The 23,462-nt window shown below is 70.9% G+C and carries 22 protein-coding genes and 1 tRNA gene; 11 read left to right on the forward strand and 12 right to left on the reverse strand.

Annotated features, from left to right (window positions below):
- Positions 1–56 precede the first annotated feature (56 nt).
- Together bla and ACVKXF_RS15980 are read right to left on the reverse strand one after the other, a co-directional pair.
- Positions 57–1,007 carry a class A beta-lactamase gene (bla, locus tag ACVKXF_RS15975; protein ID WP_456796327.1) on the reverse strand — a complete coding sequence of 317 codons (951 nt, stop codon included), beginning with the start codon at positions 1,005–1,007 and terminating at the stop codon, positions 57–59.
- Positions 1,007–1,080 (reverse strand) — tRNA-Gly (locus tag ACVKXF_RS15980). The genes bla and ACVKXF_RS15980 overlap by 1 nt, the downstream gene beginning before the upstream one ends.
- A 198-nt stretch (positions 1,081–1,278) precedes the next feature.
- Here ACVKXF_RS15980 and ACVKXF_RS15985 point away from each other — a divergent pair.
- Complete coding sequence (locus tag ACVKXF_RS15985; protein WP_456796328.1) at positions 1,279–2,397, forward strand: DUF6177 family protein; 1,119 nt, start codon at positions 1,279–1,281, stop codon at positions 2,395–2,397.
- Positions 2,387–2,734, forward strand: coding sequence for a hypothetical protein (locus ACVKXF_RS15990; protein WP_123310590.1), 348 nt, complete (start codon positions 2,387–2,389; stop codon positions 2,732–2,734). Before ACVKXF_RS15985 ends, ACVKXF_RS15990 begins: the two co-directional genes overlap by 11 nt.
- A 28-nt stretch (positions 2,735–2,762) precedes the next feature.
- Here ACVKXF_RS15990 and ACVKXF_RS15995 read toward each other — a convergent pair whose 3' ends face one another.
- The 3 genes from ACVKXF_RS15995 to ACVKXF_RS16005 form a co-directional block, all read right to left on the reverse strand.
- On the reverse strand, positions 2,763–4,823 hold the full coding sequence (locus tag ACVKXF_RS15995) for a cytochrome c oxidase assembly protein (protein WP_456796329.1): 2,061 nt from the start codon (positions 4,821–4,823) through the stop codon (positions 2,763–2,765).
- Positions 4,824–4,930: 107 nt separating this feature from the next.
- Positions 4,931–5,629, reverse strand: coding sequence for a DUF6882 domain-containing protein (locus tag ACVKXF_RS16000; protein ID WP_396290020.1), 699 nt, complete (start codon positions 5,627–5,629; stop codon positions 4,931–4,933).
- Positions 5,630–5,638: 9 nt separating this feature from the next.
- Entirely contained in the window at positions 5,639–6,733 is a 1,095-nt protein-coding gene (locus ACVKXF_RS16005; RefSeq protein ID WP_185021239.1) for a GNAT family N-acetyltransferase, read from the reverse strand.
- An 89-nt stretch (positions 6,734–6,822) separates the two neighbouring features.
- On the opposite strand from ACVKXF_RS16005, the gene dcd reads away from it, so the two are divergent.
- The 3 genes from dcd to ACVKXF_RS16020 all read left to right on the forward strand — a co-directional run bounded on the left by dcd (position 6,823) and on the right by ACVKXF_RS16020 (position 8,391).
- Entirely contained in the window at positions 6,823–7,410 is a 588-nt protein-coding gene (gene dcd, locus ACVKXF_RS16010; RefSeq protein WP_111085408.1) for a dCTP deaminase, read from the forward strand.
- A gap of 121 nt (positions 7,411–7,531) precedes the next feature.
- Complete coding sequence (locus ACVKXF_RS16015; RefSeq protein WP_185021238.1) at positions 7,532–8,047, forward strand: helix-turn-helix domain-containing protein; 516 nt, start codon at positions 7,532–7,534, stop codon at positions 8,045–8,047.
- Positions 8,044–8,391, forward strand: a complete 348-nt coding sequence (locus tag ACVKXF_RS16020; protein ID WP_123310579.1) for a HepT-like ribonuclease domain-containing protein — start codon at positions 8,044–8,046, stop codon at positions 8,389–8,391. The genes ACVKXF_RS16015 and ACVKXF_RS16020 overlap by 4 nt, the downstream gene beginning before the upstream one ends.
- A gap of 162 nt (positions 8,392–8,553) precedes the next feature.
- On the opposite strand, the gene ACVKXF_RS16025 is transcribed toward ACVKXF_RS16020, so the two are convergent.
- The 7 genes from ACVKXF_RS16025 to idi all read right to left on the reverse strand — a co-directional run bounded on the left by ACVKXF_RS16025 (position 8,554) and on the right by idi (position 17,976).
- Positions 8,554–9,657: a substrate-binding domain-containing protein gene (locus ACVKXF_RS16025; RefSeq protein ID WP_123310577.1), complete on the reverse strand. Its 1,104-nt coding sequence runs from the start codon at positions 9,655–9,657 to the stop codon at positions 8,554–8,556.
- Between the two features lie 52 nt (positions 9,658–9,709).
- Positions 9,710–11,002, reverse strand: a complete 1,293-nt coding sequence (gene mmsB / locus ACVKXF_RS16030; protein ID WP_123310575.1) for a multiple monosaccharide ABC transporter permease — start codon at positions 11,000–11,002, stop codon at positions 9,710–9,712.
- Complete coding sequence (mmsA, locus tag ACVKXF_RS16035; protein WP_181437544.1) at positions 10,999–12,522, reverse strand: multiple monosaccharide ABC transporter ATP-binding protein; 1,524 nt, start codon at positions 12,520–12,522, stop codon at positions 10,999–11,001. Before mmsA ends, mmsB begins: the two co-directional genes overlap by 4 nt.
- 367 nt (positions 12,523–12,889) lie before the next feature.
- Positions 12,890–13,909: a LacI family DNA-binding transcriptional regulator gene (locus ACVKXF_RS16040; protein WP_123310573.1), complete on the reverse strand. Its 1,020-nt coding sequence runs from the start codon at positions 13,907–13,909 to the stop codon at positions 12,890–12,892.
- Between the two features lie 160 nt (positions 13,910–14,069).
- Positions 14,070–16,055 (reverse strand): CshA/CshB family fibrillar adhesin-related protein, encoded by a 1,986-nt coding sequence (locus tag ACVKXF_RS16045; RefSeq protein ID WP_456796330.1) that lies wholly within the window; start codon positions 16,053–16,055, stop codon positions 14,070–14,072.
- 42 nt (positions 16,056–16,097) lie between these two features.
- Positions 16,098–17,162, reverse strand: a complete 1,065-nt coding sequence (locus tag ACVKXF_RS16050) for a magnesium and cobalt transport protein CorA (protein WP_123310569.1) — start codon at positions 17,160–17,162, stop codon at positions 16,098–16,100.
- A 271-nt stretch (positions 17,163–17,433) separates the two neighbouring features.
- Positions 17,434–17,976, reverse strand: coding sequence for an isopentenyl-diphosphate Delta-isomerase (gene idi / locus ACVKXF_RS16055; protein WP_111085474.1), 543 nt, complete (start codon positions 17,974–17,976; stop codon positions 17,434–17,436).
- Between the two features lie 21 nt (positions 17,977–17,997).
- Between idi and ACVKXF_RS16060 the strand changes: the two genes are divergently transcribed.
- From ACVKXF_RS16060 to ACVKXF_RS16085, 6 genes are read left to right on the forward strand one after another with little or no spacing between them, the layout of a single operon-like run.
- On the forward strand, positions 17,998–19,056 hold the full coding sequence (locus tag ACVKXF_RS16060; protein WP_456796331.1) for a polyprenyl synthetase family protein: 1,059 nt from the start codon (positions 17,998–18,000) through the stop codon (positions 19,054–19,056).
- The gene (locus tag ACVKXF_RS16065) at positions 19,053–19,991 is read left to right on the forward strand and encodes a phytoene/squalene synthase family protein (protein WP_456796332.1); all 939 of its coding nucleotides are present in this window, start codon (positions 19,053–19,055) and stop codon (positions 19,989–19,991) included. Before ACVKXF_RS16060 ends, ACVKXF_RS16065 begins: the two co-directional genes overlap by 4 nt.
- Entirely contained in the window at positions 19,988–21,628 is a 1,641-nt protein-coding gene (crtI, locus tag ACVKXF_RS16070) for a phytoene desaturase family protein (RefSeq protein ID WP_456796333.1), read from the forward strand. Before ACVKXF_RS16065 ends, crtI begins: the two co-directional genes overlap by 4 nt.
- A complete protein-coding gene (locus ACVKXF_RS16075) occupies positions 21,628–21,960 on the forward strand; it encodes a lycopene cyclase domain-containing protein (RefSeq protein WP_456796334.1) in 333 nt (110 codons plus the stop codon). The genes crtI and ACVKXF_RS16075 overlap by 1 nt, the downstream gene beginning before the upstream one ends.
- Positions 21,957–22,355 (forward strand): lycopene cyclase domain-containing protein, encoded by a 399-nt coding sequence (locus ACVKXF_RS16080; RefSeq protein ID WP_340197270.1) that lies wholly within the window; start codon positions 21,957–21,959, stop codon positions 22,353–22,355. Before ACVKXF_RS16075 ends, ACVKXF_RS16080 begins: the two co-directional genes overlap by 4 nt.
- Entirely contained in the window at positions 22,352–23,278 is a 927-nt protein-coding gene (locus ACVKXF_RS16085; protein WP_123310561.1) for a prenyltransferase, read from the forward strand. Before ACVKXF_RS16080 ends, ACVKXF_RS16085 begins: the two co-directional genes overlap by 4 nt.
- Positions 23,279–23,462 lie beyond the last annotated feature (184 nt).

Below are 23,462 nucleotides of genomic sequence, written 5' to 3' on the forward strand. Positions count from 1 at the left end.
TGTCGTTCATGACGCCGTGTGACGCGGTGCAGAACGGCGGCCGTCGCCCCGGTCGCTCAGCGGTCGAACGCGTCGAGCACCGCCGCGGCCGACCGCGCCACCAAGGCGTCGTCGTAGGCGGCGTCGGGGTCGTTCCGCGTGGTCAGCACGGAGAGCACGATCGGTTCGCCGTCGGGCGGCGTGACCCGTGCGACGTCGTTCCGGATCCCGCCCGCGCCACCGGACTTGTCCACGACGACCCAGCCGTCGGGCGCACCGGCGCGGATCAGGGCGTCGCCGGTCGCGTTGCCGCCCATCCAGTCGACCAGCAGCGCGGTGTCGGCGCTGTTCAAGGTGCTGCCGTCGAGCACGGTCGCCAGGGCCGCGGTGAACGCCGCCGGGGTGGTGGTGTCCTCGGTGCTGCCCGGCTCGATGGTGTTGAGGTCCGGCTCGCCGTGGACCACCTCGGTCGTGGTGTCGCCGAACTCGGCCAGCGCAGTGTCGAGACCGCTCGGACCGCCGATGCGCGTGAGCACGAGGTTCAGGGCCGTGTTGTCGCTCATCCGGACGGCCGCCTCGGCGAGCTGCGCGGACGTCAGCCCGTCGGCGACGTGCTGCTCGGTGACGGGCGAGTACCCCGCGGCCGCGACGTCCGCGGCCGTCCAGTGCACGACCTCGTCGCGGGCGTCCGTGGGGACCGAGCGCAGGAACTGTGCCGCGGCGAACACCTTGATCGTGGAGGCGTAGCCGAACCGACGGTCGCCGTTGTACGCGACGGTCGCACCCGTGACGGTGTCGGTCGCGACGACGCCGACCGTGGCGTCGTACTCCCGCTCGAGGGCCGCGAGCGCTCGGTCGACACTCCGGTGGTCGAGTGCGGCGGCGCTCGACGACGGAGTGGGCGAAGAAGGCGACGTCCGGGAACCACCCGGTGCCGGAGCCGTTCCACCGGAGCACCCGGTCACGGCGACCACGATGACCGTGGACACCACGACGCCGCGGGCGACGGTGGAGGGCAGACGACGCATGGAGCGAGTGACGGGAATCGAACCCGCGCTACCAGCTTGGGAAGCTGGAGTTCTACCATTGAACTACACTCGCGCGCCCCGCTGAACGGGACTCCGCAAGCCTAGCGGATTCTCGGCTGGAAGCCAGCCGACCGCGCACCGTACGCCTCCTGCCGGGCGTGTGTCGTGCCTCCCGAGTCTCCGCTGTGAGCACGCCGGCCTGACGGACAGGTGTCGTCCTCGTGTGTACCGTCCAGGGAGTTCCAGCGCCGAAGAACCCGAGGAGGACCGGATGGTCAGGCATCCCCTCATCGACGACGTGGTCGGTCCCGCCATCGTGGTCGAGTCCGCCTCGCCGGTCGTGTGGCTGACCGACGCGCTCGCCTCACTGCTCCGTCGGTCGGCGGACGCCGGCCGCACGGTCGTGCTGCGGACCGGGCGGGAATCCGCGATCACCCCGGCCCTCCGGCACGCGCTCGGGGCGTACGGTGCCGCGTGGGCCGTCGCGGACTTCGACGGCACGCTCCGGGACGGCCGGACGGGCGTCGCCGCCTCGGGCATCGAGGACTTCGTGCACCGCGGTCCCGAACTCGTCGGCACACCGTCGCCCGAGCACCCCGTCTCGGCGGACTCCGTCCGCCAGATCAGCATCGACCTGACCCTCCGCCACCACGCCGAGCGCGCCGTGGACATGGGATCCGCGATCGAGGCCCTGTGCCACACCGTGGGGACCTGCCCCACCCGCTGGGGCACCGCCGAACCACTCACCGTGCCGTGGGACCGCTGGGTCGTCACGCAGTACGCCAAGCACGAGGCGCCCGGGGTGTCGACGTCGTACGCCGTGGGTGAGGGCTTCTCCGCCACCATGACCGCTCACCTGGTCGGTGGCGTCGTCGTCGAGACGATGTCCGCCGTGCTCACCGTGCCCGAGGAGAACACCGACCCGGAGCTCGCGAACCGCCTGTTCGACGCCGTCCAGCAGGTCGCTGACCAGGTGGTGCCGGTCTTCGGTGTGGTCATGCAGCGCCGCGGAGACGCCGACCACCTGGTCCGCGCGGTGTCGCACGGCGAGCCGTCGCCGCTCGCCGTGGTCGTCGGGCCCGAAGCATCCGAGTTCCTCGACCGCGACGGGGTCTGGCCGCCGCCGCGCACCACGACGGCGACGTTCGGCACCCGGGCCGGGGCCGACGGCGACCGGAGCGAGGACGGCGACACGGACAGCGCCGACGGCGGCATGATCGTCCGGTTCGAGGACGGCTGGGAGGCCCTCGAGTCCTTCCTCGACCGCATCGACGAGGACCGCTTCCTGCAGCTCGTCGGCGGAGCACCGCTCGATCCCGCCCACGACGAGGGCACGCTCGACGGGCACGTGCGGGACGCCCGGGTGACGGGCGGTCACGGTGCCCCGTGACGTCACCATGCTCTGCCGTCGACCGGTCGAGACGCGGGAGGTCGCCGAGGCGCTGCTCCTGCACGACGAGTCCTGGGGTGTCCGCGCCCTCGACGACGGCCCGATGCTGCAGGTCTGCCGCGACGCCACCCACCCGGTGATCACGGTGCTCGGGGTGCGGCGGGTGGACTCGTTCGACGAGGTCGAGCGGATCCTGCCGGACGCCCCCACGATCGCGACGCCGCTGTGGTGGGTGGACACCGTCACCCCCGCGGGCTCCGACGGCGAGTCCGGGATCTCGGCGGCGCTCGAGGCCGCACTGGACCTCGACGCGGTCTGCATCGTCCACGGCGACTGACGGAGCGGGCGCGGCCGCCGGGCGCGCGTCAGTCGCGGCGCGCGCTGTCCGACGCGTTGATCGCCGCCAGGCGTTCGTTGTACGCCTTCAGGTCGGCGTCACCGTCGCGCTCGGCCTTGCGGTCGAGCCGCTTCGCGTCACGCTTGTCCGTCCGGATCCAGTTCCGCACCACGAGCAACGCCACGAAGACCATGGGCAGCTCGGAGGCGCCCCAGGCGATGCCGCCGCCGGTGTGCTGGTCGTCGAGCAGCGCCGCGTCGTTCGTCTGGCCGAGGGCGTGGAACCAGTCGATCGCGAACACCGACTGCGAGGTCATCACGGCGACCCCGAAGAACGCGTGGAAGGCCAGCGTCGCGAGCAGCGCGATGATCAGGATCGGGTACGGCGGACGCTTCGGACCCGGGTCGACGCCGACGAACACCCAGAAGAACAGGTAGCCACTCAACACGAAGTGGACGACCATCGCCACGTGCCACTCGTGCGACTGCATCGCCGACTGGTACGCCGGCGTGAAGTAGAACACCACGAGCGACCCGGCGAAGATGACACCGGCGACGGCGGGCTTGCCCATGAACTGCATGTACCGCGAGTGCACGAAGAGCATGAGCCACTCGCGGGCCCCGCGGGAGCCGTCGTTCCGGACCGGCAGGGTGCGCATGGCCAGGAGCACCGGACCACCGAGCACGAGCGGCAGCGGCACGAACATCATGAGCAGCATGTGCTGGACCATGTGCGACGAGAAGTGGATCATGCCGTACACGGCCGGGCCGGCCGAGGTGGTCCAGATGAACAGGGCGCAGCCGATGACCCACGCGATGGTGCGCCCGACGGGCCACTTGTCGCCGCGCTTCCGGAGCTTCCGCACGGCGAGCAGGTACCAGACTGCCCCGACGACGGCGAGCCCGAGCCACACCCAGTCGACGTGCCACTGCGTCAGGTACGTCTGCATCGTCTGCGCCGGCGGGAACGGGAACCCGATCAGGCCGGAGCGGGTGTCCTCCCCCGTCTCGGGCGTCTGCGGGATCGGCGGCTGGGAGCGCGAGACGGCGACCGAGACGCCGATCGCGACGGCCATGAAGACGATCTCGGCCAGCGCGAACCGGGTGAACCGGCGACGGTCGAGCGGCGCGCGGAGCAGCCCGGGCACGAGCTTGCGGCGCTGCACGACGCCGGCGATCCCGAGCAGCACGAGGATGGTCGCCTTGACCGTGATGAGCGCGCCGTAGGGGGTGGTGACGAGGTCGAGCGGACCGGTCAGCCGCAGCGAGGCGTTGACGATGCCGGAGAACGCGACGGCACCGAACGACCAGCCGGCCAACGTCGAGTAGCGGGAGACCACCCGTCCGGTCGCGCCCTTCGTGCGGGTGCGCAGCAGCACCACGGCGACGAGCCCACCGGCCCAGACGCACACCCCGATCAGGTGGATCGCGAGCGAGTTCACCGCGTTGGCGTGCTCGAGCGAGCCGGCGGCGTGGCCGGACAGCGCCAGGGGGAGCAGTGCGAAGACGCCGAACACCGTGGCGACGGCGAGCGTCGTGACCCGGGTGGCGAACGCGGCGATCACGGTCGCGATGAGGATCGCCGCCGCCGAGACCACGAGCGCCTGACCGATCTCGACCTGGAACGCGAACAGCATGAAGTTGCGGGCGAACACCGGACTGGTGAGCGGGACGCCGAGGGTGTTGGCGCCGGTCAGCACGACGGTGACGGCAGCCGCGAGGAACCAGACCGATCCCGTCGCCGCCGCCCAGCGCGTGGCGCGGTGCTGCACGCTCGAGAGTGCCCGGTGGTCCTTCTTCTGCGCCGGCAGCGCGAACGCGGCGACGATGAGCAGGCCGACCGTCAGGGCCGCCATGGTGTCGTGCACCACGCGGGCGATCGGCAGGCCGTACTCGACGACGTCACCGGCGGACACCAGCTGCTGGTTCGCGGTGAACGCTCCGGTGATCGTCAGCCCGAGGAGCGAGCACGCGACGGCGAGCGGGATCGCGACGACCAGCACGGTCGCGACGGTGGACGTGCGTGCGGTGACGGGCGCGGATTCCGGCGCCGGGCCTCCGGGCTGGGTTGCGGGGGACGTGACGGTCATCAACCTTGTTCCAGGGACGCGTGCGTCCGCGAGACCGCGGACCCTCCATGGTAGGCGGGTCGGTCTGGAGGAGCGGTGTCAGTCCGCAGCGCGCGCTGCGGCCCGCCTCAGGCTCGCGCCGACGACCCCTGCAGGTCGCGGATCCGGCCCAGCTCGTCGAAGTCGACCGTGATGGTCCCGTCCGCCAACGTCAGCGTGCGCCCGTCCCAGGGGACACCGCGGAGCGACGCCCAGCTCCCCACGGCGCGGCGGTGGTCGCGCACCTCGGTCGTCTGCAGGCCCTCACTGAAGACCCGCACCATCCGGGGGACCGTCGGCGGCACGAACAGGACGTCCTCGAACAGGACCCACAGCCGGGAACCCCCACCGACGTGGCCGCCGAAGCCGAACCACGAACCGGTCGCCAGCCGTGCCGCGATCGACATGTCCCACGCGAACTCGTACCCGGCGTCTGCGGCGTCGGCCTGCCGGTGCTCGCCGAACGGGACCTCGCCCTGCACGAGTTCCGGGACACCGAGCCGTTCGCCCAGCGCGCGGGTGGCGTTCGCGGCGGCGAGCACCGACGCGGGGTACTGCGACGGGTTCGCCCAGCCCCAGAGCCAGGTGCGCGGCCCCGGTGCGGCCGACCCGAGGAGCTGGATGCGGAACTCACCTGGGTGCGGCCCGACGAACTGCAGGGTGCCGGCGGCGAGGTCGACGTTCCAGCGTTCGTGGTCGTCGTACCGGTCGGCGAGCTGCAGCTGCGCCTCCCAGGCCAGGAAGACCCCGTCGCTGACCAGATCGTCCAACCCCCGTGAGCGTGCCATGGGGGAACCCTACGCCGGGCGGTGTTCCCAGATCCCCTCGCTGCCGACGCCGACGAACCCGACGGCCTCGTTCACGTCGAGCATCGGGCGGTTCTCCTCCGCGTTGAACGTGATGATCGACGGTCGGCCCGGGAAGCGCCGCTCCAGCTCCTCGATCCCGACCACCTTGAGCAGCCACCCGAGCCGGTGGCCGCGGTGCTCCCGCAGCACCAGGGTGTCCCACTGCATCGCGGCGCGCGCGGAGTCGTCCGGCACCGCCACCTGCGTGAAGCCGGCCAAGATCCCGCTCGGGACGTGCTCGACCGCGACGGTGAGCATGGTGCGCGGTGCCCGGGCGAGCTCGTCCTCGTGGGCGCGCAGTCGTTCGGGGGTCCAGACGTCCTCGGGTTCGTCCATGTCGCCGGACGGCGCATCGGTGCTCATTCGGGTCTCGAGCAGCGCGATGCCCTCGAGCCACTCATCGGGGGTCCGGCCCGTCCAGGCGTGCACCGCGTAGTCCGGTCCGGCAGCGGCCGACGCCCGGTCGTGCAGCTCGCGCACGACGGAGTGGTCGGCGGGCAGTGGCAGCCGGCTGATCCGGTTCACCTGCCCGAACCGCCAGCCGCGGCGGGTCAGGAACCGGACCCCCGCTTCGTCCTCGGGCACGGCACCGAATCCCGTCGGCGCCTGCACGTACCCGGGTCCGGACGCCGGACCCACCTGGCGGGACACGGCGTACGTCTTGCACTGCGTGCGTCCCTCGGCTCGGGCGATGCCCTCGAGGTGGTCGGCGAGCAGTGTCCCGACCCCGCGACGCACGTGCTCGGGCGCGACACCGACGGCCAGCCAGCAGTTGCTCGTGCCCGGTTCCTGCTTGGTGTCGTACGACCCGGCGGCGACCGTCGCGCCGGTCTCGTCGCGCACCGCGAACAGGCGGCTCGGAGCTCCTGGCTCGTGGCACATCGGCAGGTACTCGTCCGGTACCCACACGAGTTCACGGAGTCCGTGCACCGCGACCTCGGCGGCGTCGGACACAGCGAGCCATTCGCGGAACGCCTGCACGGTCCCCGGGTCGTCGTCCATCGTGGCGGGGACCACGAGTTCGTGGACGGTGTACGCGGTCATGTCGGTTCCTCCCGGCGGTGCGACGCCGCCCGGCCCCGGACAGCCTCGCAGCATATCGGCGGGGGTCCGCTGCCGCTAGGCTGCACGGCGTGCTGCTCTCCGATCGCGACATCACCGCCCAGCTCGCCGAGGGCCGGATCGGTCTCGACCCCCACGACGCCTCGCTCGTCCAGCCGTCGAGCATCGACGTCCGGCTCGACAAGTTCTTCCGGCTGTTCGACAACCACAAGTACCCGCACATCGACCCGGCGGTCGACCAGCCCGACCTGACCCGGCTGGTCGAGACCGACCCGGACGAAGCGTTCGTGCTGCACCCCGGCGAATTCGTGCTCGGCTCGACGTACGAGGTCGTCACGCTGCCCGACGACATCGCGGCACGGCTCGAGGGCAAGAGCTCGCTCGGCCGCCTCGGGCTGCTGACCCACTCGACCGCCGGGTTCATCGACCCCGGGTTCTCCGGGCACGTCACGCTCGAGCTCTCGAACGTCGCGACGCTGCCGATCAAGCTCTGGCCCGGCATGAAGATCGGGCAGCTTTGCTTCTTCCAGCTGTCCAGTCCCGCCGACAAGCCGTACGGCTCGGCCGAGTACCAGTCGCGGTACCAGGGCCAGCGCGGCCCGACGCCGTCGCGTTCGGCGCAGAACTTCCACCGCGCGGACGTCTCAGCGCGCCCCTGACCGCGGTTCGCCCGACCCGGAACGACTCCACCGACGTCGCACGACATCGATGTCGTCGTCACGGGTCGAGGACTCGCGTCATCCAGCGGACGAAATGTCGCATTCTGTGTATCGTTGCAGCATGTCCGCAGTCCCTCCACGTTCGGCGCCGACGGTGTCGGCGGCCGCGCTCATCCGCGATGCCCGAGAACGCGCCGAACTCACGCAGGTGCAGCTCGCCCGGCGGGCCGGTGTCACGCAGAGCGTCATCAGCACGTACGAGAACGGCCGGCGCGAACCCTCGCTCGCCGCGCTCCAGCGCATGCTCCGGGCCGCGGGCTTCACCACGTCGATCGACCTGCTGCCGGTCGAGGACCCGCCACCCCTGCGCGAACGCGTCGCCGCCGCACGGCAGGACCTGATCACCGTCGTCGAACGGTTCGGCGGTCGGAACCCGCGCTTGTTCGGCAGCGTCGCCCGCGGTGAGGACGGCCCGGGCAGCGACGTCGACCTGATGATCGACGTCGACGCGGGGCTCGGCATCTTCGCGCTGATGCGGATCCAGGACGCCGCCGAACGGCTGCTCGGCGTGCGCGTCGACGTCGTGGACGCCGCCGGCATGAGCCCCGAGGTCGTCCGCCGCGCGGTGCCGCTGTGAGTCAGGACCCGACGACGCACCGCCTGGTCCGGGACCGACTCGACGACGTCATCGGTGCGTGCGAGGCGATCAGGCGCTACGTGGGGGACGCGCGCTTGCCGGAGGACCTGGTGCACGACGCGGTCCGGATGCGCCTGGTCGAGATCGGCGAGGCGGTCCGCGTCCTGCCGAGCACCGTCACCGCGAGCGAGCCGGACATCCCGTGGTCGCGGGTGTCCGACCTCGGCGAACGCCTGACCCGGCGCTACTTCGACACCACCCGCGCGGTGGTGTTCGGCACCGCCCACACCGACGTGCCGCACCTGGCGGAGGCGGCGCGTCGGTTGCGCGCGACCCGGTCCTGACCCGGCGGGTCGCGCGGGTACCGGACGTGCGTGCACGGCGGACGGGAGGCACGGATCACGACGTGCCCCGGGCCTCCCGTCCGACCGTGGCCGGCCCCAGGACGACGCAGGACGGCCCCGTCTCGCCGAAGCGAGACGGGGCCGTCCGTGGTGCTGGGGAGATCAGCCCTTCTTGGCGAGCTCCTCGAGGGTGTCGTTGCCCTTGTAGGCCTCGACGGCGTTGTCCTTGGTGACCAGGACCGGCGTGAGCTCGATCGCGGGGACCGTCTTCTTGCCGTTGTAGTTGTTCGTCTTGTCCATCTTCGTGTCGGGCTTGTCGCCCTTCGACAGCGTGGAGACGAGGTCGACGGCCGCCTGGGCCTCCTTCGACGTGTCCTTGAAGATCGTCGAGTACTGCGTGCCCTTCATGATGAGCGGGATGGACGCGGTCTCCGAGTCCTGGCCCGTCACGACGGGGTTGTCCTTGCCGGCGGCCTTGGTCGCGGTGAGGATCGCACGGGCGAGGGTGTCGTTCGGCGACAGGACGCCGTCGAGCTCGGTGTCACCCGTGTAGTACTGCGAGAGCAGGTCGGTCATGCGCGACTGGGCCTTCTGCGCGAGCCAGCCCTGCGTGACGACCTTCTGGAACGTGGTCTGGCCGGAGACGACCTTGATCGTGCCGTCGTCGATCTTCGGCTGCAGGACGTCCATCGCACCGTTGAAGAACACGGTCGCGTTGGCGTCGTCCGGCGAACCGGCGAAGAGCTCGACGTTGTACGGCTTGTCGCCCTTCTTCTCCTCGAGGCCCTTGAGCAGCGCCTCGGCCTGGAGCTGGCCGACCTTGAAGTTGTTGAACGCCACGTAGTAGTCGACGTTCTTCGTGTTCAGGATGTTGCGGTCCCAGGCGATGACGACGGCGCCACGGTCCTTGGCGGACTTGACCTGCGCGGTCAGCTGCGAACCATCGGCTGCACCGATGATGACGGCCTTGGCGCCCTTGGTGATCATGCCCGAGATCTGCGACTGCTGGTCCGGAACGGGGTTGCCGGCGTTGGCGTACTGGATGTCGGCCTTGAAGCCGGCGTCCTCGATCGACTTCTTGAACGCGGCACCCGCGAGGACCCAGTTCTGCGAGGTCTTGGCCGGCAGGGCGACGCCGATGAGGTCGCCCTTCTTGATGCTGCTGGTGCTGCCGGCGTCGTCGGACGAGCCGCGTGCCGAGCAGCCGCTGAGGGCCAGGCCCGCGACGAGTGCCAGACCGATGCCAGCGATGAGCTTCTTGCGCATGAGATTGCTTTCTCTTCGTTGAGGTGGTGGTGCTGTGAGGGGAAGGGTTGGACTAGGGGAGGGTGATCTTGTCCGGCTGGTCCTCGATGGACCGCGGCTGCTGGGCGGCCACCGTGTTCTGCTCGGTGTCCTTCCGCTGGAACTGCCGCAGCATGCCGCCGATCAGGGACGGACGACCCTGCGACTTCGAGTAGACGTCGAAGGCGACGGCCACGAGGAGGACCAGACCGCGGATGATCTGCACCTGGTTGGACTCGAGGCCCATGAGCTGCAGACCGTTCGACAGCAGCGCCATGACGAGACCACCGATGATCGAGCCCGAGATCGTGCCGACGCCACCGGCGACCGCAGCACCACCGACGAACACGGCGGCGATCGCGTCGAGCTCCCAGCCGGTGCCGTCCGCGGGGCCCGAGGCGCCGGAGTAGGCGACGAACACCATGCCCGCGATCGCGGCGAGGATCGACATGTTCATCATGACGAAGAAGTTGACCCGTCGCGCCGAGACGCCGGACAGGACGGCGGCGTTGGCGTTGCCACCGACGGCGTAGACCTGGCGACCGAAGATCGTGTTCTTCGTGACGAAGCCGTAGATGATGGTCAGGACACCGAGGATGATCGCGACGATCGGGACCGAGGTGCCGACCGGGCCGGCGCCGAACAGGTACGTGGCGACGAGCGTGACGGCGACCAGGATGCCGGTGCGGACGATCGAGACCCACAGCGGCGGGACCTCGGCCTGCATCTTCCGACGGCGGGCACGGCCACGGGCCTCGATGATGATGAGCGCGAGGATCGTGACGAGGCCGATGAGGAGCGTGCCGTTGCTGAAGCCGAAGTCGGGGCCGAAGTCACCGAGGAAGCCGGCACCGATCGGGGTGAAGGCGTCCGGGACGGGGACCGACGTCGAGTTGCCGATGATCTGGTTCACACCACGGAAGATGAGCTGACCGGCCAGCGTCACGATGAAGGCCGGGACCTTCACGAACGCGACCCAGAAGCCCTGCCACGCACCGATCAGGGCACCGCACGCGAGACCCAGGATGATGGCGGCCCACACCGGGAAGTCCCACACGGCCATGGACTGCGCCACGACGATGCCGACGACCGCTGCGACCGAACCCACCGACAGGTCGATGTGCCCCGCGATGATGACCATGACCATGCCGAGCGCCAGGATCAGGATGTACGAGTACTGCAGGAACAGGTTGATGACGTTGGTCGGCTCGAGGATGAGCCCGTTCGTCGTGACCGAGAAGAAGACCAACAGCACGATGAGGGCGATGATCATGCCGTACTGGCCGATGCTGTTGCCCTTGCCGAAGAGCAGTTTCAGGTTGTTCATGAGGCGGTGGCGCCCTTCCGCGCGGAGGTCATGCTGCGCATGAGCGATTCGGGATCGGCCTGGTCGGCCGGGAGGTCAGCGGTGATCTGACCCTCGAAGATGGTGTAGATCCGGTCGGAGAGACCGAGGAGTTCGGGGAGCTCGGACGAGATGAGGATGATGCCCTTCCCCTCGGCCGCGAGCTGCTGGATGATGCCGTAGATCTCGAACTTCGCGCCCACGTCGATGCCGCGGGTGGGTTCGTCGAGGATCAGGATGTCCGGGTCGGTGAACATCCACTTGGACAGGACGACCTTCTGCTGGTTGCCACCGGACAGCTTGCCGACGTTGTCCTCGACGCTCGGCACCTTGGTGCGGAGCATCTTGCGGTACTTCTCGGCGACGGAGTACTCCTCGAGCGAGTCGACGACGCCGACCTTCGAGATCTTCTTCAGGTCGGCGGCGACCGTCGAACGCTTCACCGTGTCGAGCAGGTTCAGGCCGAGCGCCTTGCGGTCCTCGGAGACGTAGCCGAGGCCGTTCTCGATCGCCTGCTGGACGTTCGTGACCTTGATCTCGCGGCCGTCCTTGATGATCTGGCCGTCGAGCCAGGTGCCGTACGAGCGACCGAACAGGCTCATCGCGAGCTCGGTGCGTCCGGCGCCCATCAGGCCCGCGAAGCCGACGATCTCACCGCGGCGGACGTGGAAGTTCGAGCCCTTGCAGACCAGACGTGACGAGTCGAGCGGGTGCTGCACGGTCCAGTTGCGGACCTCGAAGAAGGTCTCGCCGATCTTCGGAGTGCGGTCCGGGAACCGGCTCTCGAGCGAGCGGCCGACCATGCCGCGGATGATGCGGTCCTCGTTGACGCCGTCCGCCTTGACGTTGAGCGTCTCGATGGCCTTGCCGTCGCGGATGATCGTGATCTCGTCGGCGATCTGCTCGATCTCGTTGAGCTTGTGGCTGATGATGATGCTCGCGATGCCCTTGGCCTTCAGCCCGACGATCAGGTCGAGCAGGTGCTGCGAGTCGTTCTCGTTGAGCGCGGCGGTCGGCTCGTCGAGGATGAGGAGCTTGACGTCCTTGTGCAGGGCCTTCGCGATCTCGACGAGCTGCTGCTTGCCGACACCGAGGTTCTTGATCTGCGTGTCCGGGTCGTCGGCCAGGCCGACGCGGGCGAGCAGGTCCTGCGCACGGAGCTGCGCGGCGGTCCAGTCGATGCGCCCGAAGCGGCCGGGCTCGTTGCCGAGGAACAGGTTCTCGGTGATCGAGAGCTCCGGGATGAGCGCGAGCTCCTGGTGGATGATGACGATGCCGGCCTGCTCGGACTGCTTGATGTTCGAGAAGCGGACCTCTTCGCCCTCGTAGACGATCTCGCCGCTGTAGGTGCCGTAGGGGTAGACGCCCGAGAGGACCTTCATCAGGGTCGACTTGCCGGCGCCGTTCTCGCCGCAGATCGCGTGGATCTCGCCGGCGCGGACGCTGAGAGAGACGTCGGAGAGCGCCTTCACACCAGGGAACTCCTTGGTGATCGAGCGCATCTCGAGGATGGTCTCGGGTGCGGTGATCGACCGGGTCTCGAGTCCGGTGTCGATCGGGTGTGACGCCACAGTGCATCTCCTTCTGCCGCTGCGATGCGGCAGTTCTTCGGGTGGTTCTGCTGCGGCAGCGAATGGGCGCAGGTGGCCTGCGTGGACTTCGTTGTCGCGTCCGGTGTCCTGCTCGTGTGACGCTCATGTGAACGGTCACATCGGCTGGACGGAGGTAATTTACGCACAGCCCCGGTGCGGCTGTCAATTCGGATTGGTCGCGTTTCCGTAACGGCCTGCGTGATCTGGCGGAAGCAGGCCGATCACGTCCCCCGCGTTGGGGTGATCGTGCGGAGTCCCGCACGTTCCACCGGTCGGGTCAGCGGCTGCGCGGGGCTCCCGTGGACGCACGCACGACGAGCTGCGGGACGATGTCGATCGGCCGCAGGAGCTCGTCCTCGCCGGGCAGGAGCAGGTCGACGCAGCGGCGTCCGAGTTCGGCGAAGTCGACCTGCACCGTGGTGAGCGGCGGCCAGTAGTGCTTCGCCTCGGGGATGTCGTCGTAGCCGACCACCGACAGGTCGCCCGGCACGTCGAGCCCGTAGGAGCGCGCTGCGTGCATGACGCCCAGGGCCATCTGGTCGTTCGAGCAGAAGACCGCGGTGCAGTCCCGCCACCGCAGGAGTTCACGGCCGGCGTGGTAACCGAAGTCCGCCGTCCAGTCGCCGAGGATCGGCGGGACGACGGACATGTCGCGGTCGGACATGGCGCGCAGGAAGCCCTGCATGCGGGCGTCGGCCTCGATCCAGTCCTGCGGGCCGGCGATGTGCCGGATGTACTCGTGGCCCAGGTCGAGCAGGTGCTCGGTCGCGAGTCGCGCGCCCTCCATCTGGTCGACCCACAGGGCCGTCGGGTCCTCGCCGACACTGGCCCGCATCGTGACGTACGGCGTGCGGATGCCGAGTTCCTCGATCAGGTCGAACACCCGCTGCTGGGGTGCGATGACGACGATGCCCTCGACGTCGAGGTCGAGCAGGTGCCCGAGCCCCTCGCGCACGGCGGTGTCGGTCGCCTCGGCGATGTTCGCCGTCGTCACCGAGTACCCGCGGAGCATGGCCGCGTCCTCGATCGCCTGCAGCGCGACCGCCGGGCCGTAGTGGGCGCGGCGAGCGGTGAGGACGCCGATCGTGTGGGTCCGGCTCGTCACCAGGGCCCGCGCCGCACGGTTCGGCCGGTACTGCAGCTGCTCCATCGCCGCCAGGACCTTGTCGCGCGTGGCGTCGCGGATGGCGTCGGAGTTGTTCAGCACCCGCGAGACGGTCTGGTGGGAGACGCCCGCGATCCGTGCGACGTCACGGATGCTGGGCGAACGCGGTTGCTGTGCCCGCGATGACGCCATTGCTGCTCGTTTCCGCCCGGGTCCGTGGCACATCGATGTGCACGTTCACATTCCGGGCCAGATCATTATGCACTGCCGTGCGCTGCACGCCAGCCCGACGCCGTCGGCCGTGGCTTCCGGTGCGTGCAGACAGCGCGCCAGGGGAGCGGCAGCGGCTGCCTCAGCCCCGAGCCGTGCGGCGCCGGACCACCAGGGCACCGCCGAGCAGGACCGCCAGGACGGCGAGGCCACCGAGCGGCAGGAGCGCCCCGGACGCCCCGGTGAAGGCGAGCGACCCGGTCGGTCCGGCCGGGTCCGACGGGGCCGACCCCGGCGGGATGGCCGCACCGGCGGGCGGTGCGGGTTGCGCGGTCGGCGACGCCGTGGGAAACGCGCTCGGCACGGGAGTCGGTGTCGGTGCGGCTGCGGGCAGCGCCACCTCGGCCGCGGCCCGGACCGACGGTGCCTCGCCGAGCGCCGTGGTCGGCGTCGCGACGACCGACATGGGAACGGTCCCGGCGGCGTCCGGCAGGGGGACGTCGACGGTGACCTCCGCGTCGGCGCCCGGCTCGAGGTCGGGCGCGGCGACCGGCTGGGCGCCGGGGACCGTCACCGTGACGTCGGTCAAGGGCACGGTCCCGGGGTTGTCGACCTCGACGACGACGTGTGCGTCCGGGCCGTCGACGGTCGTGTCCGTGACCACGACGGCGACCTGCGGTCGGTCGACGCCGACCTCGGCGGTCGCAGTGACGGAACGGACGGTCGTGCTCGTCCCGGTCACCACGGCATCGGCGGTCGCGGTGTTCGTGACGACCCCGGCGGTGACGTCGTCGTCCGTGAGGGTGGTCGTCGCGCCGCTCCGGCACGTGGTCCGCTCGCCGGGGGCCAGGGCGGTGGCCGCACAGGTGACCGGGCCGAGAGTCGGGTCGTCGACGGACAGGTCGGAGAGCGGGACGCGGCCGGTGTTCTCCGCCGTGAGGAGCCACGCGACCCGGTCGCCGGCGTCGACGAGGCGGTCGCCGTCCACGTCCGTGGCGGTGCCCTGCTTCGTCAGGGTGAGCCCCGTGGGCAGGGCCGTGTTCGTGATCGTGCAGGCCACCGCGTCGCCGACGCCGACCGCGACGGAGACGGATGCCCCGACCCCGGTGCCGGCCGGCAGGTCCGCCGCCGCCGCACCGTTCCGGGTGCAGGACCACGACGGGTCGCCGTAGCGGGCGACGTCGGTCGTGCCGAGCGGTGTCTCGGAGAAGGTCAGGGGCGTGCCGTCCGCGGGGACGAGCAGCGTGACCTCGCCCGTGGAGGCGCTGCTCGAGCCCGTCGTGTCGGCTGCGGCGACCGGCCGGCCGGCCGCGTCGACGACCGCTGCGCGGAAGGCGTCGCCGCCGAACCCGCCGACGATCTGCTTGGTCAGGGAGACCCGGGACACGAGCACGCCGAAGGCGACGCCCTCGCGGCCGCCGCGGCTCGCCATCGTCTGGCTGAAGGTCGACGGCTCGCGGGTCGCCACGATCGCCGTGCCGGTCGGGGTTCCGCCGTTCCCCGTGCAGGTCACGGTCGTGGTGCCGATGCCGGTGAAGCCGCCGCCGCACGCGGTCCCGCGCTCGTCGACGCCGTCCGGGCGCACCGTCAACGACGTGATCGGCGCGTCCGACGTCCACGTGATCGACTCGCGTGCGGCCGTCTCCTCGGCGTCGGCGCCGACGAGCGACCACCCGGTGACCGGGGTGCCGGTGGCGTCGGTCACCCGGACGTCGGCCAGGGTCGCCGTCGTGGTGGTGGCGGCGGCCTGCTGGTACAGCGCCGGTCGGACGGCGGGGTCGATGCCCGTGTAGTGCCCGCGGTTGCCGAGCCACGACCCGACGTAGGTCGGCAGGCGGACCGGTGCGACCGCTCCGCCGGTCACCGTCACGGTCGCCGCCAGCCGGTACCCGCCGGGGAGCTGCAGGTCGAGTTCCTGGCCCTCGGGTGTGCCGGCGACGGCCTGGTCGAGCGAGCTCAGGTCGAGCCAGCAGAGGGTGTCCGCGTACGTCCCGGTGCCGGGGTCCGCGAAGTCGCAGCCGGGTGCGGCCGGAGCGGCGGCCGCCGTGCTGGTGGGCATCGCGGCCGCGACGAGTGCGGTCACGGTTGCGAGCACGGCAACGACGCCGCGGATCCGACTGGTCCTCATGGCGATGACGATAACCATGGGTCGGGCGGTGTGTCCGGATCGTCAGAGCCAGTTGCGCTTGCGGAAGATCGCCCAGAGCACGCCCATCAGCGCGAGCATGCCGAGGATCGCCACCGGGTAGCCGTACCGCCAGTGCAGCTCCGGCATGTGGTCGAAGTTCATCCCGTAGACGCCGGCGATCAAGCCGGGCGCGAACAGGATCGCCGCCCACGAGGAGATCTTCTTGACCTCTTCGCCCTGACGGTGTGCCGCGCGGGCGAGCTGACGGCTCTCCTCGCCCTGGGCCAGGCTGGCGCTGGTCATCCGGCGCATGGCCTCGTTCTGCTCCTGCGACACCAGGGTCGCGTGCAGCGTCAGGGCGTTCTCGAGCAGGGACCGGAACGAGTCGACCCGCTCGGTCACGCGCAGGGCGTGGTCCAGCACGTTCCGCAGGCGGTGCTGCACCTCGTCGTCGACGCCGTACTTGTCGGCCCCGCGCAGCAGGCCCTTCACCATCGCCGGCACCGGCTTCGTGGCCCGCTGGAACGAGAGCACCTCGCTGAGCAGCTGGTAGATCCGCTTCGAGACACCCGGGTCCACCTGTCCGGCGAAGAGCTGGTCCTCGATGGCGTCGATCCCGTCCTGCAGGACCTCGACGACCGGCGCGTAGCCGTCCACGACCTCGTCGAGCACCGCGGCGGTCACGGCCTCCGACCCCAGCGCCAGGAACTCGGGGTCGGCCTCGACCTGCGCGCGGAGCGCCGCGAGGTCGGGGCGCTCGGCGTGCCGGACGCTCACCACGAACCGGTCGCCGACGAACAGGTGCACCTCGCCGAACTCGACGGTGCCCTCGGACTGGTCGAACCAGGCCGGCCGGAGCACCAGGAACAGGGTGTCGCCGTAGCGCTCGAGCTTCGCGCGCTGGTGTCCCTTGCGGGCGTCCTCGACGGCGTTCTCGTGCAGGTCGAACTCGGTCGCGACGGCGTCGAGTTCCTTCGGGTCGGGGCGGAGCAGCCCGATCCACGCCAGGTCGCAGCGGGGGACCTGGTGGCGGGCGCCGAGCGCCAGGGTCGACGGCGACTGGACGCGACGTCCTTCGACGTAGATCGCGTTGTCGATCATTGCCATGCGCGTGCTCCTCGTGGTCGGGGAGCAGGCAGACGCGATGCCGCGGCGGACCGCGGCGGGCGGAGGAGATCTAGGACACGGGCGCGGCGGGGAGGGGGAGGGGCTGCCGGCCCGCGCGAGGATGGTCACCCGACATCGCGCCTCACCTGCCCTTCTCGTCTGCGTCGTTCGTTGGTCCTGCGGCGGCGCCCAGGGCGCTGCCGACGGTCGAGCGTACGCCCGCCGGCGCGCCCCGACAACCCGACGGTCGACGGGTGCGCGTGCGCCCGGGTCAGCGAGTGATGTGCAGACCCGCGGCTTCGAGTTCGGTCAGCTGCCAGCCCAGCCAGGGGCTCCAGCCGAACGGTGCACCGGCGACGGCGGCCCGCAGGGAGTCCTCGGAGACCCACGCGTACTCGGCGACCTCGTCGTCCGCGGGGGCGGGCAGGTCGTCGGTGACGGCGCGGAACACCGGGCAGACCTCGTTCTCGACGATGCCCGAGGCGTCGACGGCGCGGTACCGGAAGTCGGGCAGCACGAGTTCGACGTCGCGCACGGTGATGCCGAGCTCGCGCGAGGCACGGCGGGCGATGGCGTCCTCGAAGGACTCGTCGGGGCCGGGGTGCCCGCAGAACGTGTTCGTCCAGACACCGGGCCACGTCTTCTTCGACAGGGCGCGACGGGTCACCAGCACGTCCCCGTCGGTGTTCCGGACGTGGCACGAGAAGGCCAGGTGGAGGGGCGTGTGGTCTGTGTGCACCGTGAACTTGTCCGCTGTGCCGATCGGGGTACGGTCGTCGGCCAGCAGGACCACGGTTTCCGGGAAAGCGCTCATCTGCACCGATAGGTTAGGCCAATGAGCGAGGAAGCGGCCACCGTGGCGCACATCGACCTCGCGCTCGTCGACGACTGTCTCGAGCGCTTCTTCGTCGTGTCCTCGGCTCGTGCCGCGCGCTACGGCCGTCCGTCCGAGGAACTCTGGCGGGTGCTCCGCAAGGCGAGCATGGGCGGCAAGCGCTTCCGGCCCCGCATGGTCCTGACCGCGTACCTCGGCCTCGGCGGGGACGACGTGCACGCCGCTGCACACGTCGCCGCCGCCTACGAGCTCCTGCACACCGCGCTCGTGGTGCACGACGACGTCATCGACCGCGACTGGGCCCGCCGCGGCCAGCCGAACGTCGCCGGGTCCTACCGCGACGCCGGCACGACCGGCGGTCTGCCGCTCCCCACCGCCGAGCACCGGGGCATGAGCGCCGCCGTGATCGCGGGCGACCTCGCGCTCTCCGGCGCACCGCGGTTCATCGAGTCCGCGGGGGTGACGGGGGACCGCCGTGGTCGCCTGCTGGAGCTGCTGGACGAAGCCGTGTTCGCCAGTGCCGCCGGCGAGATGACCGACGTCGACCTGGCCCTCGGCGTGATGCCGACGGTGGACGAGGTCCTGGCGATGGAGCGTGCGAAGACCAGCGTGTACTCGTTCGAGGCGCCGCTGCAGTCCGGGGCCGTGCTCGCCGGCGCGCCCGAGACCGTCGTCACCGCGCTCGGCGCCTTCGGCCGCGAGATCGGCATCGCCTACCAGATCGTCGACGACCTGCTCGGGGTGTTCGGCGACGAGACCACCACCGGCAAGAGCGTGCTGGGCGACCTGCGCGAGGGCAAGCGGACCATGCTCATCGCGTACGCGGCGACGACGGACTGCTGGCCGGACATCGCTCCCTACCTGGGCGACCCGGACCTGACCGAGGAACGCGCGGCCGAACTCCGTGCGACCCTGGTCACCTGCGGCGCCCGTGCCGCAGCCGAGTCCCGGATCGCCGACCACGTCGCACTCGCCCGTGCCGAGCTCTCCGGACTGCCGTACGACCTCGCCGACCGCCTGGAGGGCCTCGTGACCGAACTCGTGGAGCGCGCCCGGTGACGACCGAGACCACCCGGACCGGCAGCGCGCCGTCCGGTCGGCTGCCCCTGTACGACGCCACGGCCGAGGCCGCGTCGAGCGTCGTCATCGACCGCTACTCGACGTCGTTCGGTCTGGCGAGCCGGTTGCTCGCCAAGGACGCCCGCGAGCACATCCGGAACGTCTACGCGCTGGTGCGGGTCGCCGATGAGGTCGTCGACGGTCCCGCGACCGAGGCGGGTCTCGACCCCGACCTGGCTCGGACGGTCCTCGACGAACTCGAGGCCGACACCGAGCGAGCGATCGCCCTCGGCTTCTCGGTGAACCCCGTCGTGCACGCGTTCGCCCGGACCGCGCGGGTCACGGGCTTCGGCGCGGAGCTCACGAAGCCGTTCTTCGCGTCGATGCGGATGGACCTGGAGCGCACCGAGCACGACGACGCCTCGTTCGACGCCTACGTGTACGGCTCAGCCGAGGTCGTGGGGCTGATGTGCCTGCGGGCTTTCGTCCACCGCGCCGGCCGACCGACCTTCGACCAGGCAGAACTGGTCGCGGGGGCCCGTGCGCTCGGCGCCGCGTTCCAGAAGGTGAACTTCCTGCGGGACCTGCACGCCGACTTCGAGGTGCTCGGTCGCTCCTACTTCCCGGGGGTCGACATCCGTTCGTTCGACGAGGCCACGAAGGACCGGCTGGTCGCCGACGTGCAGGCCGACCTCGACCACGCGGCCCGGACGATCCGCCTGCTGCCGTCCGACGCGCGCGCCGCCGTCGGGCTCGCGCACGCCCTGTTCCAGGAACTCAACGACCGCATCGCGCGCACGCCGGCGACGCGTCTGGTGACGACGCGCGTGCGCGTCCCGAACCCGGTCAAGGCCCGCCTGGCCGCACAGGTGCTCGCCGGACGCGCCCCCGTGCGGTCGAAGGCGGCCACCCGTCAGCCAGGAGGCTCGTCATGACCCCGCCCCGCGCCTCCCGTCCGAAGGCCGCCGCCTCCACCACCCGGCGCAAGGTGCCGGCGCGGCGCGCCGTCGTCATCGGCGGTGGCATCAGCGGACTGGCGTCCGCCGCGCTGCTCGCGCGGGACGGCTTCGCCGTGACCGTGCTCGAGCAGCGCTCCCAGCTCGGCGGCCGTGCCGGTTCGTGGGAGCGTGACGGCTTCCGGTTCGACACCGGGCCGTCGTGGTACCTCATGCCCGAGGTGTTCGACCACTTCTTCCAGCTGCTCGGCACCTCGGCCGACGCCGAACTCGACCTGGTGAAGCTCGACCCCGGGTACCGCGTGTACAGCGAGGGCAACGACGAGCCGATCGACCTGCGGGCCGACGCCGAGGCGAACATCGCGCTGTTCGAGTCCGTCGAGCCCGGAGCCGGCAAGCGCATCCGGAAGTACCTCGCCTCGGCTGAGGACACCTACGCGATGGCGATCCGGCGGTTCCTGTACACGACGTTCCAGGACCTCACGAAGCTCGCCGCGCCCGACGTGCTCCGTCGTCTGCCGAAGCTCGCGCGACTCCTGCTGCAGCCGCTGTCGTCCCGTGCCGCCTCGGCGGTCAAGGACCGGCGACTCTGGCAGATCCTCGGCTACCCGGCGGTGTTCCTGGGCACGAGCCCGTACGCCGCTCCGAGCATGTACCACCTGATGAGCCACCTCGACCTCGCCGACGGGGTGCTCTACCCCAAGGGTGGCATCACCGAGGTGATCGCGGCGGTCGAACGGGTGGCCCGCGCCGAGGGCGCGAAGATCATCGCCGGTGCCAAGGTCGAGCGGATCGTCGTCGAGGACGGCGTCGCCACCGGCGTCGTCCACCGCGACCGCGACGGCGTCCAGCACACCGCCCCGGCCGACCTGGTCGTGAGCGCCGCCGACCTGCAGCACACCGAGATGCAGCTGCTCGACCGCGAGCACCGCACCCACGGCGCCGAGCACTGGAAGACCCGCGACCCGGGGCCGAGCGCCGTGCTCGTCTACCTCGGCATCGACGGACCGACGCCCGGCCTGCTGCACCACACGCTCGTCTTCACCGAGGACTGGAAGGCGAACTTCGGCGCGATCTTCGGCAAGGACCGGCACGTACCGGACCCCGCGTCGATCTACGTCTGCGCGCCCTCGGAGACGGACCCGTCCGTCGCGCCCCGCGGCTCGAGCAACCTGTTCATCCTGGTGCCGCTGCCCGCCGACCTGTCCATCGGCAAGGGCGGGATCGACGGCGCGGGCGACTTCGAGGTCGAGCAGATCGCCGACCGCGCCATCGACGTCGTCGCCGAGCGCTCGGGCGTCCCCGACCTGCGGGACCGCATCCGGGTCCGTCGGACGATCGGCCCGCGCGACTTCGCCGACGACCTCAACGCGTGGAACGGGTCGATGCTCGGCCCCGCGCACACGCTCAAGCAGAGCGCGTTCTTCCGTGAGAAGAACGCGTCCGCCAAGGTCGAGGGGCTGTACTACGCCGGGGCGTCCACGATCCCGGGCATCGGCTTGCCGATGTGCCTGATCAGCGCCGAGGTCCTGCTCAAGCGCATCCACGGGGACACGAGCACCGAACCGCTGCCCACCCCGCTCGGCACCCCGCGGAACCGGGCCGGCACCGTCTGATGCCCGGGCTGTACCTCGCCGGCCTGGTCGTCTCGCTGGTCGGGATGACCGTGCTCGACGCCCGCTTCCGGCTGTTCTTCTGGCGGGCACCGTGGCGTGCTGCGGCCGTGATGGTCGTCGGCGTCACCTTCTTCATGGTGTGGGACGTCGCCGGTGTCGCGTTCGGCATCTTCTTCATCGGCCCGCAGAGCCTGCTGACCGGGGTGCTCCTGGCGCCCGAGGTGCCACTCGAGGAACTCTTCTTCCTGCTGCTGCTCTGCTACTCGACGATGGACCTGGTCGGGTTCGTCCGGCCCGTCGTGCAGCGCGCGACCGATCGGCGGCGCGCGTGAACGGCACCGGGGCGTACGCGCTCCTCGCCCTGCCGTTCTTCGGCGTCACGGCCGTCGTGGCCGTACTCGCCGGTGTCGTCGCCGCTCGCCGGGCCCGAGCGGCGGGTCGGCGGCCTGCGGTCGGGCGCCGGGTCGCGGTGCTCACGTCCGTGATCGCGGGCATCGCCCTGCTCGTGATGACGATCGTGTTCGACAACGTCATCGTGACCCTGCGCATCGTCGCCTACGACCCCTCGCTCATCAGCGGGGCGAAGATCGGCGCGATCCCGGTCGAGGACCTCGCGTACGCGATGGCGGCGATCGTGCTGCTGCCCAGCCTGTGGGTCCTGTTCGACCGGACCGGCGCGCGCCCCGCGACCGACCCGACCACCGCACCACCGGAGGACACGAAGTGAACGCCAGCACCGCCTCCAGGCCGTCGACCCTGCGCGCCCTGTTCGTGTCGTCCCGACCGATTAGCTGGGTGAACACCGCCTACCCGTTCGGTGCCGCCTACCTGCTCGGCAGTGGGGTCGGGGTCGAGGGCGGCGGCGGGTTCTCGCTCGTCGCGTTCCTGGTCGGCGTCGTGTACTTCCTGGTGCCCTACAACCTGGCGATGTACGGCATCAACGACGTCTTCGACTACGAGTCCGACCTGCGCAACCCGCGCAAGGGCGGCGTCGAGGGTGCCCTGCTCGACAAGAGCGTCCACCGCACCACCCTCTGGGCCGTCGTCGTCACGAACGTGCCGTTCCTGGTCGCGCTGGTCGTGCTCGGCGCGGTGAGCGGGAACGGGCCGTGGTCGTGGCTCGTCCTGGCGATCAGCGTGTTCGCGGTCATCGCGTACTCGGCGCCGGGGCTGCGGTTCAAGGAGAAGCCGTTCCTCGACTCCCTCACGTCGTCGACGCACTTCGTCTCGCCCGCGATCTACGGCCTCGCCCTCGCCGGCCCGCACTGGACCGGCGAACTCGTCGCCGTGTGCATCGCGTTCTTCCTGTGGGGCGTGGCCTCGCACGCGTTCGGCGCCGTGCAGGACGTCCTCGCCGACCGGGCCGGCGGCATCGGCTCCGTCGCGACCGTCATCGGTGCGCGGGCGACCGTGCGCCTCGCGTTCGTCGCGTACCTGGTCGCCGGCGTCGCGCTGCTGTTCTCGGCGTTCCCCGGGCCGATCGCCGCCGTCGTCGTGATCCCGTACGCGCTCAACGTGCTGCCGTGGTGGAACATCACGGACCAGGGGGCCGAGGCCGCGAACGCCGGGTGGAAGCGGTTCCTCTGGATCAACTACCTGGCGGGATTCATCGTGACGATGGCCCTCATCGCCTACGCCTTCACGCACTGAGCGCTGCGCCCGCCCGCCCGCCCGCCCGCCCGCCCGCCCGCTCCGCTCCGGGTTCCGAAATCTCGGCATCTCGGCGCCGCGGAGCGCGTTCCGTGGAACCTCGGCGCCACGCGCACGGCGAGTCGTGGAACCTCGGCGCCACGCGCACGGCGAGCCGCGCAACCTCGGCGCCGCCGTACGCAGC

It is taken from the genome of Curtobacterium sp. PvP017 (assembly GCF_054060195.1).